This window comes from Roseobacter denitrificans OCh 114 (assembly GCF_000014045.1).
GTDB classification, from domain to species: domain Bacteria; phylum Pseudomonadota; class Alphaproteobacteria; order Rhodobacterales; family Rhodobacteraceae; genus Roseobacter; species Roseobacter denitrificans.
The window spans coordinates 3,654,114-3,667,030 of record NC_008209.1 but is presented as its reverse complement, the minus strand read 5'-3'; the positions used below and the strand labels follow the sequence as shown (position 1 = coordinate 3,667,030).

General features: G+C 60.5%; 14 protein-coding genes. 10 read left to right on the top strand and 4 right to left on the bottom strand.

The window, feature by feature from the left end:
- The first annotated feature begins 65 nt into the window (after positions 1-65).
- The 10 genes from ltnD to RD1_RS17300 all read left to right on the top strand — a co-directional run bounded on the left by ltnD (position 66) and on the right by RD1_RS17300 (position 9,734).
- Positions 66-968 carry an L-threonate dehydrogenase gene (ltnD, locus tag RD1_RS17345; RefSeq protein ID WP_011569865.1) on the top strand — a complete coding sequence of 301 codons (903 nt, stop codon included), beginning with the start codon at positions 66-68 and terminating at the stop codon, positions 966-968.
- 23 nt (positions 969-991) lie between these two features.
- Positions 992-2,260: a 3-oxo-tetronate kinase gene (gene otnK, locus RD1_RS17340; RefSeq protein ID WP_011569864.1), complete on the top strand. Its 1,269-nt coding sequence runs from the start codon at positions 992-994 to the stop codon at positions 2,258-2,260.
- Positions 2,257-2,907: an aldolase gene (locus tag RD1_RS17335; RefSeq protein ID WP_011569863.1), complete on the top strand. Its 651-nt coding sequence runs from the start codon at positions 2,257-2,259 to the stop codon at positions 2,905-2,907. Before otnK ends, RD1_RS17335 begins: the two co-directional genes overlap by 4 nt.
- Complete coding sequence (locus tag RD1_RS17330; RefSeq protein ID WP_044033521.1) at positions 2,907-3,671, top strand: hydroxypyruvate isomerase family protein; 765 nt, start codon at positions 2,907-2,909, stop codon at positions 3,669-3,671. Before RD1_RS17335 ends, RD1_RS17330 begins: the two co-directional genes overlap by 1 nt.
- A gap of 145 nt (positions 3,672-3,816) precedes the next feature.
- Positions 3,817-4,824 (top strand): GlxA family transcriptional regulator, encoded by a 1,008-nt coding sequence (locus RD1_RS17325; RefSeq protein WP_011569861.1) that lies wholly within the window; start codon positions 3,817-3,819, stop codon positions 4,822-4,824.
- Between the two features lie 30 nt (positions 4,825-4,854).
- Positions 4,855-6,117 carry an aconitase X gene (locus RD1_RS17320; RefSeq protein ID WP_011569860.1) on the top strand — a complete coding sequence of 421 codons (1,263 nt, stop codon included), beginning with the start codon at positions 4,855-4,857 and terminating at the stop codon, positions 6,115-6,117.
- Positions 6,117-6,515, top strand: a complete 399-nt coding sequence (locus RD1_RS17315) for an aconitase X swivel domain-containing protein (RefSeq protein WP_011569859.1) — start codon at positions 6,117-6,119, stop codon at positions 6,513-6,515. The genes RD1_RS17320 and RD1_RS17315 overlap by 1 nt, the downstream gene beginning before the upstream one ends.
- 231 nt (positions 6,516-6,746) lie before the next feature.
- Positions 6,747-7,970 carry a 5-aminolevulinate synthase gene (gene hemA, locus RD1_RS17310; protein WP_011569857.1) on the top strand — a complete coding sequence of 408 codons (1,224 nt, stop codon included), beginning with the start codon at positions 6,747-6,749 and terminating at the stop codon, positions 7,968-7,970.
- Positions 7,971-8,025: 55 nt separating this feature from the next.
- Entirely contained in the window at positions 8,026-8,643 is a 618-nt protein-coding gene (locus RD1_RS17305) for a glutathione S-transferase (RefSeq protein WP_011569856.1), read from the top strand.
- 116 nt (positions 8,644-8,759) lie between these two features.
- A complete protein-coding gene (locus RD1_RS17300; protein WP_044033241.1) occupies positions 8,760-9,734 on the top strand; it encodes a glucokinase in 975 nt (324 codons plus the stop codon).
- A gap of 3 nt (positions 9,735-9,737) precedes the next feature.
- On the opposite strand, the gene pcaG is transcribed toward RD1_RS17300, so the two are convergent.
- From pcaG to RD1_RS17280, 4 genes are all read right to left on the bottom strand, one after another.
- Positions 9,738-10,325, bottom strand: a complete 588-nt coding sequence (gene pcaG, locus RD1_RS17295; RefSeq protein WP_011569854.1) for a protocatechuate 3,4-dioxygenase subunit alpha — start codon at positions 10,323-10,325, stop codon at positions 9,738-9,740.
- A 2-nt stretch (positions 10,326-10,327) separates the two neighbouring features.
- Positions 10,328-11,050 carry a protocatechuate 3,4-dioxygenase subunit beta gene (gene pcaH, locus RD1_RS17290; protein WP_011569853.1) on the bottom strand — a complete coding sequence of 241 codons (723 nt, stop codon included), beginning with the start codon at positions 11,048-11,050 and terminating at the stop codon, positions 10,328-10,330.
- Positions 11,047-11,430: a 4-carboxymuconolactone decarboxylase gene (gene pcaC, locus RD1_RS17285; RefSeq protein ID WP_011569852.1), complete on the bottom strand. Its 384-nt coding sequence runs from the start codon at positions 11,428-11,430 to the stop codon at positions 11,047-11,049. Before pcaC ends, pcaH begins: the two co-directional genes overlap by 4 nt.
- Positions 11,431-11,560: 130 nt before the next feature.
- The gene (locus RD1_RS17280; protein WP_011569851.1) at positions 11,561-12,916 is read right to left on the bottom strand and encodes a TRAP transporter large permease; all 1,356 of its coding nucleotides are present in this window, start codon (positions 12,914-12,916) and stop codon (positions 11,561-11,563) included.
- Position 12,917 lies beyond the last annotated feature (1 nt).

Below are 12,917 nucleotides of genomic sequence, written 5' to 3'. Positions count from 1 at the left end.
ATTTCTGCGGACAATGCCCGCGCAAAACGCTACCATTAAAAAACAGGACGAAACAAAGGTTCAGAATGAAAAATACGCGACAGATAGCCGTGATCGGCCTCGGCTCCATGGGCTATGGTATTGCCTCATCAGCGCTGCGGGGCGGGCATGAGACGTTCGGCTTTGACGTGAACGCAGAACAGGTTGCGCGTTTTGTGGCCGAGGGCGGGCAGACGGGCGCGCTTGGTGATCTGGCCCCGCAGATGCAGGTCGTGGTGGTCGTTGTGCTGAATGCAGCGCAGACGGAATCTGTCCTGTTCGGTGAAAATGGGGTGGTGCCGGGCCTGTCGAAAGGGGCGGTCGTCATCGCCTGTGCAACCGTGCCGCCGGATTTTGCAAAGTCCATGAGTGCCAGATGCGCCGAACACGGCGTGCATTATCTCGACGCACCGATTTCCGGCGGTTCGCTCAAGGCCGCGCAGGGGCAGTTGTCGATCATGGCGGCCGGTGCCCCTGCGGCCTTTGACGCGGCGCGCCCGGTGCTCGACAGCATTGCCGAAACGGTTTTTGAACTGGGTGACAGCGCCGGGGCGGGGTCGGCAATGAAGGCCGTCAATCAGTTGCTTGCAGGCGTGCATATCGCCACCATGGCCGAGGCGCTGACCTTTGGCATGACGCAGGGGGTGAGCCCGGAGAAATTCGTCGAGGTGATCAGCAAATGCGCGGGCACCAGCTGGATGCTGGAAAACCGCGCCCCGCATATCGTTGCCGGGGACTACACGCCGCACAGCTCCGTGAATATCTGGCCCAAGGATCTGGGCATCGTTCTTGATATCGCCAAGAACGCGCAGTTCAGCGCGCCGATCACGGCGGCAGCCCTTCAGCAGTTTGTCGCGGCTGCGGGGCAGGGGCTTGGCCATGAGGACGATGCTGCCGTTGCCAAAGTATATGCGCGCAACGCCGGGCTCACTTTGCCCGGTGATGGCTGAAGACAGGACATAGGGCAGAGCAGATGAATACAATTCTCGGCTGTATCGCTGATGATTTCACAGGGGCCACTGATCTTGCCGGCTTGCTCGCGCGGTCCGGTCTGCCGGTGTCCCTGCGCATCGGGGTGCCTGAGGATGCGCCGACGCAGACCGCCCCTTTCGAGGTCATCGCGCTGAAATGCCGGACGGCACCCGTTGAGGCGGCGGTGGCGGAGTGCGAGGCCGCACTTGAGTGGCTGCGCCGAGCCGGGGCGGGGCGGTTTTTCTGGAAATACTGTTCGACCTTTGACAGTACCGCGCAGGGCAACATCGGCCCGGTCGCGGAGGCGCTGATGACCGCCCTGAAGACGGATCAGACGATCTATTGCCCGGCCTTTCCGGAAAACGGACGTTCGATCTTCATGGGCAACCTCTTTGTCGGACAGCAACCTTTGTCCGAAAGCCCGATGAAGGACCATCCGCTCACGCCCATGCGCGACAGCAACCTGATGCGCCTGCTTGAATCACAGGTGACCCGACCTGTTGGGCTGATCGACCGGTTGTGCGTTGCGCGCGGCCCGGACGCTGTGCAGGCTGCCCTGCAGGACCATGCACGCAAAGATATCGCACATGTCGTCGTGGATGCGGTCGCGGATGACGACCTGTGCGTGATCGCCGAGGCATGCCGGGACATGCCGCTTTTGACGGGGGGAAGCGCGCTCGCAATGCCGTTGCCCGCGCTGTACCTGCGCGACGGTCTTATCAAGGCAGAGACGATTACGCGGCAGAAGCCCGAAGTTGCTGCGCAGGGCGTCGTCCTGTCGGGCAGTTGTTCCGCAATGACACGGACGCAGGTTGCGGCCTACCTTGAAACGGCGCCGGGTCTGCGTCTTGACCCGCTGGCGCTCGCGGAAAAAGGGATTGACGCAGCACTTGACTGGTTGAACAGCCAACCGCTGGACGCCATGCCGATCATATATGCAACAGCCGAACCGAGCGCCGTTTTGGCTGCGCAAGCCAGCCTCGGCGTCGCGCGCGCCGGTGAAATCGTCGAAGATGCGCTGGCGCAGCTGGCCATAGCCGCACGCGATCGCGGTGCCCGGCGCTTTATCGTGGCCGGTGGCGAAACATCAGGGGCAGTGACCAAAGCGCTTGGGGTGTCGCAACTCGATATCGGGGCAGAGATCGCGCCCGGTGTGCCGTGGACCTATTGCATCAGCGCCGGGACAGAGATCGCATTGACCCTGAAATCGGGGAACTTTGGCGCGGCCGATTTCTTTGACAGGGCCAATCGGGTGCTGGACGCTTCATGACCGCAGAAAGCCGCCTCAGGGAACAGATATGCGGATTGGCCAAATCCATGTTCGACCGTGGACTGACGGGCGGCAGTACGGGCAATATCTCGGCGCGTACGGATGATGGGGGGCTTTTGGTTTCTCCGACGGGGACGAGTTTTGGTCGCCTTGATCCCGGACGGTTAAGCCGCTTTGACGCGGCTGGAAAACTAATTGCGGGGGATGCGCCGACCAAGGAAATGCCTTTGCATTCCGCGTTTTATGACACGCGATCCACCGCCGGGGCCGTTGTGCATCTGCATTGCTGTCATGCGGTCGCACTTTCCATGATGCCGGACGCGGATGAGGATAATTTCCTGCCGCCCCTAACACCCTACGCGATCATGAAGCTTGGCAAGGTGAAGTTGCTGCCGTTTTTCCGGCCCGGTGATGCGGCAATGGGCAAAGCCGTGCGCGGTCTGGCGGGCAAGCGCAGTGCGGTGATGCTGGCCAATCATGGTCCTGTGGTGGCTGGAAAAGACGTTGAGGCGGCCTGCAACGCCATCGAAGAGCTTGAGGACACCGCCCGTCTGGCCTTACTCACGCGCGGGCTTCAGCCCCGGATGCTCAACCCTGCGCAAATCACTGATATCGTGACACATTTTGACGTAGATTGGGAGGCATGATGCAGTTCTCTGCAAATCTGGGTTTTCTTTGGACCGATCGCACCTTGCCAGAAGCGATACATGCCGCCAAAGCGGCAGGCTTTGATGCGGTCGAATGCCATTGGCCCTACGGGGAGGCTGCAAAAGACGTGGTCGCGGCGCTGGATGCGACCGGTCTGCCCATGTTGGGGCTCAATACATTGCGGGGTAATCTGGATGCGGGCGAAAACGGGCTGTCCGCCCTGCCGGGCCGCGAGGGCGAAGCACGAGCCGCGATTGATCAGGCAATCGCCTACGCGCGGGCAACAGGGGCGCAAAACGTGCATGTGATGGCGGGCTTTGCACAGGGTGTCGCCGCTGAAAACTGCTTTGTTGAGGCGCTGGAATATGCCTGTGAACAGGCGCTGCCGTTCGGCATCACAATTTTAATTGAACCGTTGAACCACTATGATGCGCCGGGCTATTTCCTGAGCACAACAACACATGCGAAAGAGATTATCACCCGTGTCGGGGCGCCAAACCTCAAGCTGATGTTTGATTGTTATCACGTCCAACTGATGGAGGGCGATCTGAGCCACAAGCTGGCGGCGTTGCTGCCCGTGATCGGACATATCCAGTTTGCGCGCGTGCCGGATCGGGGGCCGCCTGCGGGGGGGGAAGTGAATTACGCGCATATCTTTGGCGTGATCGAGGAGTTGGGCTGGCATAAACCCTTGGGTGCGGAGTATAAATCCCCGCTGCCGACGGATGAAACGCTGGGGTGGATGACGAAGCTGCGCAACTGAAGGCTCGACGGCCAAGTCCGCGCAAATAAGACGCTGCGACCTGCATGGGAACCGGGGCGAACCGCGACCTGTCGGCCCCTCGGTCTACGCAAATACTTTGCGCTCAGGCTGGCTTCCTGATGATTCATCCTGATAAGGTACGGTCATGGCGCAACACCACAAGATAACCATCGGTTTTTTGATTTTCCCGGGTTTTCCCATGGCCTGCCTGACGTCGATGATCGAGCCGCTGCGCGCGGCGAATGAGATCGCGGAGGTGGATGCTTTCGACTGGGTGATTTTGTCCGAGGACGGGAACACGGTGACATCCAGCGCGCAGGTCGTTTTTCAGGCCGATGCGGGGCTGCATGATGTGCATGACATTGATCAGCTCTACCTGATGGCGGCCCCTGCCAGTTCTTTTGCGGACCCTGCGCGATCAGATGCGCAGCTGCGCAAGCTGGAACGTCATGGTGTGACCTTGGGCGCGGTCAGTGGCGGAGTGTTTCCCTTGGCGCGGGCCGGCCTGCTGGAAGGGTTCCGCACGTCGGTACACTGGTGCTATGCCGCTGCTTTCGCACAAGAATTCCCGCGCATTCCTGCCACGAACGAGGTGATGTCCATCGACCGGCGTCGCACCACGGTTTCAGGCGCCGCAGCCGGTTTTGATCTGGCGCTGCATCTGGTGGCCGAACAGTTGGGGCAGGACGTCGCGACCGAGGTTGCCTGCTGGTTTCAACATGCGCTTGTGCGCGGTCAGGGTGTCGATCAACGGGTGCCGACGGTGCGCGCAGAGAGCACCGATGACATGCTGCCCCCCGTTGTCCGGGCGTCCATCGAATTGTTCGCCAGCCACATCGAGGATCCGATAAAAGTCGCGGATGTGGCGGATATCGTCGGTGTGTCCGCGCGCCAGCTTGAGCGTATGTTCCGCAAGGCCACCGGGCACAGCCCTTTGCAGTATTACCGCATGATGCGGATGAACGCGGCGCGCCAGCTTGTGCGCTATTCCAACGACAACATGACGGCGATTGCGCTGGCTGTCGGCTACGCATCCGCGACACCAATGATTCAGAACTACAAGGAAGTCTTTGGCCTTCACCCCGCCGAGGATCGCGAAAAGGTCAACCTTTTCCGGGTCCGCAAGAACCTTGCCGTTCCGGTGGTGTCCTGAACGAGCGTTCGCACCGGCAACGGAGACGACATGTCAGTGAACATCCAACTGTCTGAGGGCGAAGCGGCGGTTCTTGAGGGGCGGATGGGCTCGAAAGGCCAGCGCATGGCTCTCGAAATCGTTCTCGAGGCCGCGCGTATTCTGGGGGCCGAGCGCTTGGTGCCGATCAAATCCGCACATATCGATGGCTGTCTTTATCACGGGGCATCCGGGACGTTGTTTTGTGAGCGATTGGTTGAACTTGGCGCGCAAACAACCGTGCCCGCAACGACCAACGTGGGCGCGTTGAACCTGCTGAAACCCGCACAATCGCGCCTGTCTGGCGAGGCGCGAAAAATGGCGTTCCGTCTGATGGTGGCCCATGAGCGGCTGGGCTGTGTGCCCAGTTGGACCTGTGCGCCTTATCAGGCAGGCGCGCGTCCGGGGCTCGGTGCACAGGTGGCGTGGGGGGAATCCAACGCGGTGGCTTTTTGCAACTCTGTGCTGGGCGCGCGCACCAATCGTTATGGGGACTTTCTGGACATCGCCTGCGCGATTGCGGGCCGCGCGCCTTACTATGGGTTGCATGTGGCTGAAAACCGACATGCCACGATGCTGCTTGATCTGTCCGACATCCCCGCTGACTGGCAACAGGACGAGGTGTTTTTCCCCGTGCTCGGTGCGTTGATCGGCCGATTGGCAGGGGCACGTGTCTGCGCGGTCAAGGGCATTCAGGGCGCGCCGGGCGAGGATCAGTTGAAAGCGCTTTGTGCCGGTGCGGCATCGACCGGGGCCGTGGGGCTTGTCCACCTGATCGGCATCACGCCGGAGGCCCCGGATCAGGCAACCGCCTTTGGGGGCCGCCCTGCGCGCGACGTGCGGGTGATCACACCGCGCATGATGATCGAGGCCAAACGGGACCTCAGCCGCGCAGACACGGGCCACATTGATGCGGTGGCGCTCGGCAGTCCGCATTTTTCATCCGATGAGTGTCGCGCCCTGCTGGCCATGGCGCGGGACACGCCGTTCAAGGTGCCGGTCTACGTCTGCCTCGGGCGGCACAGTATGATCGATCTGGAAAGGGACAACACAAGCCGCGCGCTCGAGGCATTGGGCGTCGTTTTTGTGCTCGATACCTGTGTGGTCGTTACGCCGATTTTGCCCGATCATCCCGGTGTGCTGATGACCAACTCTGCCAAATTCGCCCATTATGCCAAGGGAAACACCGGATATGACCCGGTTTTCGGCAGCCTGCATGACTGTGTCGCAAGTGCGCAGGCGGGCCGGGTTGTTGGCTCGCGCGGTGGCTGGTGATGCGCTGGCAAGGCGAGGTTTTATGCGAGGGCCGCGCAAAGGGTGAGGTATTGCGCATCGACGCTCCTCTCAGTTTCTGGGGCGGGGTTGATCCTGCGACGTCGCGGGTGGTGCTGGCGGGCCATCCGCAGTATGGCGTTTTGATCAAAGGGAAAATCGTTGTTTTGCATGAGCTTATCGGCTCCAGCAGCTCATCTGCGGTGCTGCTTGAGCTGATTTACCGCGATGTCAGCCCGCTGGCGCTGATCCTCGGGCAGCGTGACGCCATCTTGCCGATGGGTGTTGTCGTGGCGCGCCAGATGGGCTGGTCAACGCCGCCGGTTCTGCTTGTGCCGGACCCGCAATTTGCATCCGGTGTTGTGCTGTCCATTGACCGGGATGGCGGGATTTCCACCTAAAGCGTCATGCGAAAAACCTGAATCACGCAACGCCGCCCGAAATCAAGAATTTCAACGCGTTACGTGATACCTGATGTGTCAAGTACTTCGTCAGACGCTCTGGAGCCCCACACAGACAGGCCAGTGAGCCGCGACTGGCCATGGGCGCGGCACCGATATGATCTGGATCAAGGCGCGAGCCTTGTCGGCTTGTGTACCTCTTGAAGCTGAAACGGAAGGGCATCAAGACACATGGATTATGGATCGTATTTCGCAAAAACTCTTTCTGGGCTGAAAGAAGAGGGCAACTACCGCGTATTTGCCGAACTGGAACGGGAACGCGGCGCCTTTCCTCGGGCGCGCTCGCATGGGGGCGAGACCGAGAAGCCGGTGACGATCTGGTGTTCGAACGACTATCTGGGCATGGGGCAACACCCTGATGTGCTGGGCGCGATGCATGATGCGCTGGACCGCTGCGGTGCGGGGGCAGGGGGCACGCGCAATATCTCGGGCACGACCCATGATCACGTATTGCTCGAAGCCGAACTGGCGGATCTGCATGGCAAGGAAAGCGCATTGCTTTTCACTTCCGGCTATGTGTCCAACTGGGCCGCTCTTGGGACGCTGGCGGGCAAAATCCCCAACTGCCTTGTCCTTTCCGATGCGCTCAACCATGCCTCGATGATCGAAGGCATCCGCCATTCCAAGGCAGAGCGTCAGATCTGGAAACACAATGATCTGGCGGACCTTGAGACCAAGCTGGCGCAACAGCCGCTGGATCGGCCCAAGCTGATCGCATTCGAGAGCGTGTATTCGATGGATGGTGACATCGCGCCGATCGCTGATATCTGCGACCTGGCGGATAAATACAACGCCATGACCTATCTGGATGAGGTCCACGCGGTCGGCCTTTACGGTCCGCGCGGCGGTGGCATTGCTGAGCGCGAGGGGCTGATGGACCGTCTGACGGTGATCCAGGGCACTCTGGGCAAAGCCTTTGGTGTAGTGGGCGGCTATATCGCTGCATCCGCTGATCTGTGCGATTTTGTGCGCAGTTTTGCCAGCGGGTTTATCTTTACCACGGCCCTGCCGCCTGCGGTTGCGGCGGGTGCGGCAGCCTCCGTACGCCATCTCAAGACGTCTCAGGCAGAGCGAAACGCGCATCAAGATCGTGTGGCGGCCGTGCGTGCGCGGCTGGATGCCCTCGGCATTCCGCATGAAATGAACCCGAGCCACATCATCCCGGTGATGGTCGGCTGTCCGGTCAAATGCAAATACATCTCTGACATTCTGATGCGGGATTTCGGCGTCTACATCCAGCCGATCAATTACCCGACGGTTCCGAAGGGAACCGAGCGGTTGCGCATCACCCCGTCCCCGGTCCACAGCGCCGCCGATATTGATCATCTGGTTTCTGCCCTCGGGCAGCTTTGGACGCAATGCGAGCTGGCGCGTCTGCCGATGGCCGCACAGTGATCTGATGTCTTTGGGTGGCTTGTTGCGGGCGGCGTAAGCTGGCAGATTGCAGGCGATGACGCCTGTGTTCTATTCCTTTCGCCGCTGCCCTTATGCGATGCGCGCACGGCTTGCGCTTGTGTCGGCGCAGGTGCCGGTGTGCCTGCGCGAAGTCGTGCTGAAAGACAAGCCGCAGGAATTTCTGGAGGCCTCGCCCAGCGGCACCGTCCCCTGTCTGGTCACGGATCAGCATGTGATAGACGAGAGCCTCGATATCATGATCTGGGCGTTGAAACGGAACGACCCGGAGCGATTGCTGGACATGCCCGACACCGGCTGGCAATTGATCGAAACCTGCGATGGTCCATTCAAGGCGGCCCTTGATCGCACGAAATATGCCACGCGGTACCCGGAGTCCGACCCGAATGAGGCGCGCGCACAGGCGGCTGATTATCTGCGCGCGCTTGAGGCGCAATTGTCCGGTTCTCTGTTTGGCCGGGCAACGCTGGCAGATCTGGCGATCCTGCCTTTTGTCCGCCAGTTCGCTTTTATCGACAAGGCGTGGTTTGATACGCAGGATTGGCCAAAGCTGCAGGACTGGCTGGCACAGTTCCTTGCCAGTGACGCCTTTTCCCGGATCATGCCGAAATACCCGCAATGGCAAACGGGGGACGCCGGTGTTGCCTTCCCCTGAGGTGGCGCGGATTATCAAACTGCTCGCATGCTCCGTTGACCTGAGTGTTAGCGCTCACTAGAAGGCCGATAGAGTCAATTTTGCCGTTCCTTTCGGCCTCTTTCGGATAAAACCTTATGTCGCACCCTTCACAGCAGTTTTCATTGGTTGCCGATATTGGCGGGACAAACACGCGCGTTGCCCTTTGTGATGGGGTTGAGGTGCTCAAACCCACGATCCGGCGCTACCGTAACGCGGACAATGACGGCTTTACGGCGGTCCTTGCGCAGTATCTGGCCGCAGAAGGGAATGTGCAACCAAGGGCGGTCTGCGTGGCAATTGCGGGGCCGGTCAGTGGCGGCAAGGGGCGGCTCACAAACCTTGACTGGGACATGGACGAGGCGGAGATCGCAAAGGCAACAGGTGCAAAGTGCGTCGCATTGCTGAACGATCTTCAGGCGCAGGGTTACGCGCTTGATCAACTGGGGCCGGGTGATCTTGCCCGCCTGCGCAAGGGGGCCGCGACACCCAAAGGGGACGCGCGCCTTGTTGTGAACCTCGGAACCGGGTTCAATGCCTCGCCCGTTTTCATGACGCAGGCCGGGGCCTATGTGGCAACATCCGAAAGTGGCCATGCCAACATGCCCATCCGGACGGATCAGGACCTGCGGCTCTGCGCCTTCATCGAGGAACGTCACGGATTTGCCGCGATTGATGACATTCTGTCGGGCCGCGGGCTGGAGCGTGTCTTTGCTTTTCTGGCGCATGAGGCCGGGAAAAACCGGTTGCTGAATTCGGCGCAGATCATGTCGGCCTGCGCGGATGACAGGGATGAACTTGCCGTGCAGACGGTGCGGTACTTCGTGCGCCTGACGGCGCTGGTCATCGCCAACCTTGCATTGGTGCAACTGCCCTTTGGCGGCATTTATCTGGTGGGCGGACTGTCCGGGGCCATTGCGCCCTATATGAGCAGCGAGAATTTCGAGGCAGCCTTTCTGGACAAGGGCCGTTTTGCTGACTTCATGACGGATTTCGCGATCTATGTCGTGCAGGATGATTACGCCGCGCTGAAGGGAAATGCGGCCTATCTGAATGGCCTCTTGCAGGGCTGAACGTCACACATCAAAGAAAACGGTTTCCCGCGCGCCCTGCAGGTGAATGTCAAAGTGATAGGTGTCGCCCTCGCGCCGGGCGATCAGGGTGTCGCGCCGTTCTCGCGGCACATATCCTGACAGTACGGGATCTGTTTCATGCGCTTGACTGTCCTGCGGGAAATACATCCGTGTGCTCAGCCCCATGTTGATCCCCCGCGCCACAATCCAAAAGCAAAGGTGCGGAGCCATCACTTTACCGCCCGCATCCAAAACGCATCCCGGTTTGATGGTTTCAAACGAGAACACACCTGTGTCGAAGTCCGTCGCCACGCGTCCCCACCCGGTGAAGCCGTCGTTTCCTGCGAGGCTGCCCGTGCCATCTGCCTGCCAGACCTCGATGATAGCATCTCTCACGCGATCGCCTGCACCGTCATGGATGCACCCCGTGACCGTGATGCGCGCGTCTTTGGTTTCCGGTCCGACAAGGCTGCGGCCCAGTTCCACTGGATGCAAGGCAAGGCCCGCCATTCTTGGCAGGAGTCCGATGTGGACATAGGGGCCTGCGGTCTGCGACGCGGTTTCCTGTTTGGGGGGATCAGGCAGCGTCATGGTCAATTCCCCTCGGGTCGGTTTTCAAAGGGGGTGGAACATGCCCCACGCAGGACGATGTCAAAGCGGTAGGCGATACTGTCAAAGGGTTCGCTCGTCTCCATGTCCAGCGGGGCAACCAGACGTGCCTTCGCATGAGGGTCGGGGATCGCCTGATAGATCGGACACAGGTCCAGCAGCGGGTCGCCTTCAAAATACATCTGCGTGATCAGGCGTTGCGCGAATGCGGTGCCAAAGACCGAGAAATGGATATGCGCAGGCCGCCAGCTATTGGGACCGTTTGGCCAAGGGTAGGCACCCGGTTTGATCGTGTGAAACCGAAAGGCACCGTCCTGATCGGTGAGGGTTCTGCCACAACCGCCAAAATTCGGATCAAGCGGCGCGAAATAGCTGTCGTTCACATGACGATAGCGCCCGCTGGCATTGGCCTGCCAGATTTCGACCAGCGTATGCGGGACGGGTCGCGCCTGTTCATCCAGCACGCGCCCATGCACGATGATGCGCTCGCCGATCGGGAGGCCTGTGGTCTTGTGGTTTTGCAGCAGATCACTGTCGCTCGCCGCGATCTGCGCCGGGCCGAATGTGGGGCCTGACAGCTCGCTTGTGGTCGGGTCCATCGCGATGAGGGCCTGCGCAGGTGCGCGCAACCGGCTGGTTTTATAGGCCGGCGCAAGGGCGGGCGGATGCACCTGCCAGTTTCGGGGGGACAGCGCGCGGTTGCTCATTCACCTGCATCTTCCATTTCCGCATAGGTCTGCTTGGCAAGTTTGATCGCGCGGTTTGCCGCAGGCACCCCGGCATAGATGGCCACATGCTGAAAGGCTTCCATCACATCCTGCGGGCTGGCACCTGTACGCGCGGTGGCCCTTATGTGCATCGGGATTTCATCAAAATTTCTGGTGGCCGCCAACAGGGCGAGCGTCAGCATGGAGCGTTCGCGAAGGCTGATGCCATCGCTGGCCCAGACCGTGCCCCATGCCGCTTCGGTGATCAGCGTCTGAAACGGCGTCTCAATCGGGTGCCGCTCGGCCTCTGTCTTGTCGACATGCGCATCGCCGAGAACGGCGCGCCTTATGGACATGCCATCTTCAAACCGGTCGCTCATTGGTGCCTCCCTCGTCTGTTCGCCACAGGCAGGTTGTCAAATATTGCGCACTTTGAATAGGGGGCTTTATGCCCTGTTGCCGCCTCAGATGAAAACGGCGACCCGTGGGGCCGCCGTTTTGTCTGCACCGTTATCCGTAGACCAGATTGGGTAGCCAGGTGATGACCTGCGGAAAGAACATGCAGATCACGAGGGCCACGATTTGCAGCGCAAGGAAGGGAAGTGCTGCCTTGAAAATATCCGTCATCGGAATTTCGGGCGGGGCCACCCCGCGCAGGTAGAACAGCGCATAGCCAAAGGGCGGTGACAGGAACGACATCTGCATGTTGACCAGATAAAGCACCCCAAACCACAGCACCAGATCGTTGGGATCGGTCATGCCGAAAGGCTCCGGCCCCATGGCCTTGATGATCGGCACAAAGATCGGCACGCACAACAGCAGGATGCCGACCCAGTCAAGGAACATGCCCAGAACGACCAGCACGATCATCATGATGATCAGGATGCCCCATGGACCAAAACCTGTGGCGGCAAGGCTGTCCTGTACGAATTGCTGGCCACCTTCAAGCACGTAGAGACCCACGAAAATGGTTGCACCGAACATGATCCAGATGACCATCGCGCTGGCTTTCAGCGTGGTCAGGCAGGCCTCGCGCACCGTTGGCCAGGTGAGCTTGCGGTGGATGGCCGCGACGATAAACGCGCCGAAGGTCCCGATGCCTGCCGCCTCAACCGGGGTGGCGACGCCGGAGAAGATCACCCCCAGCACCACGGCGATCAGGGCGATCGGCGCGGACATTTTACCGACCAGACGGATCTTTTCCCGCGTGGATACCCGCTCCTCCATTGGAATAGGCGGGCCGAGCGTCGGGTTGATGGCGCTGCGTGCCAGAACGTACATGATGTACATGCCCGACAGCATCAGACCGGGGATCACCGCACCGATGAACAGTTCCCCGACCGATTGCTCCGCCACAACCGCGTAGATGATCGCGAGGATGGACGGGGGGATCAGGATGCCCAGCGTGCCCCCGGCCATGATCGAGCCCATGGCGATCTTGGGATCATAGCCGCGTTTCAGCATGGCGGGCAGGGCGATGATGCCCATGGTCACAACGGCGGCACCAATCACACCAACCATGGCCGCCAGCACGGTGGAGGCGATGATCGTTGCCGCAGCCAACCCCCCGCGCACGCCGCCCAGCACCTTGTAGATCACATCGAACATGTCGTTGATGATCCCCGCCCGCTCAAGCATGGCGGCCATGAAGATAAAGAGCGGGATGGCCGACAACTGGTAGTTCGTCATCAGCGGAAAGATGCGGCTTGGCACGATGTTGAGCGCCTGCGCGTCCCCAAGGATAAAGAGGAACACGCACGCCAGACCGCCCGTGACAAAGGCCAGTGGCAAACCCGCCATCAAAAGCGCCAGCAGGCTGCCGAACATGATGAGCGTTAAAAGCTCAATTCCGATTTCAATGCCCATG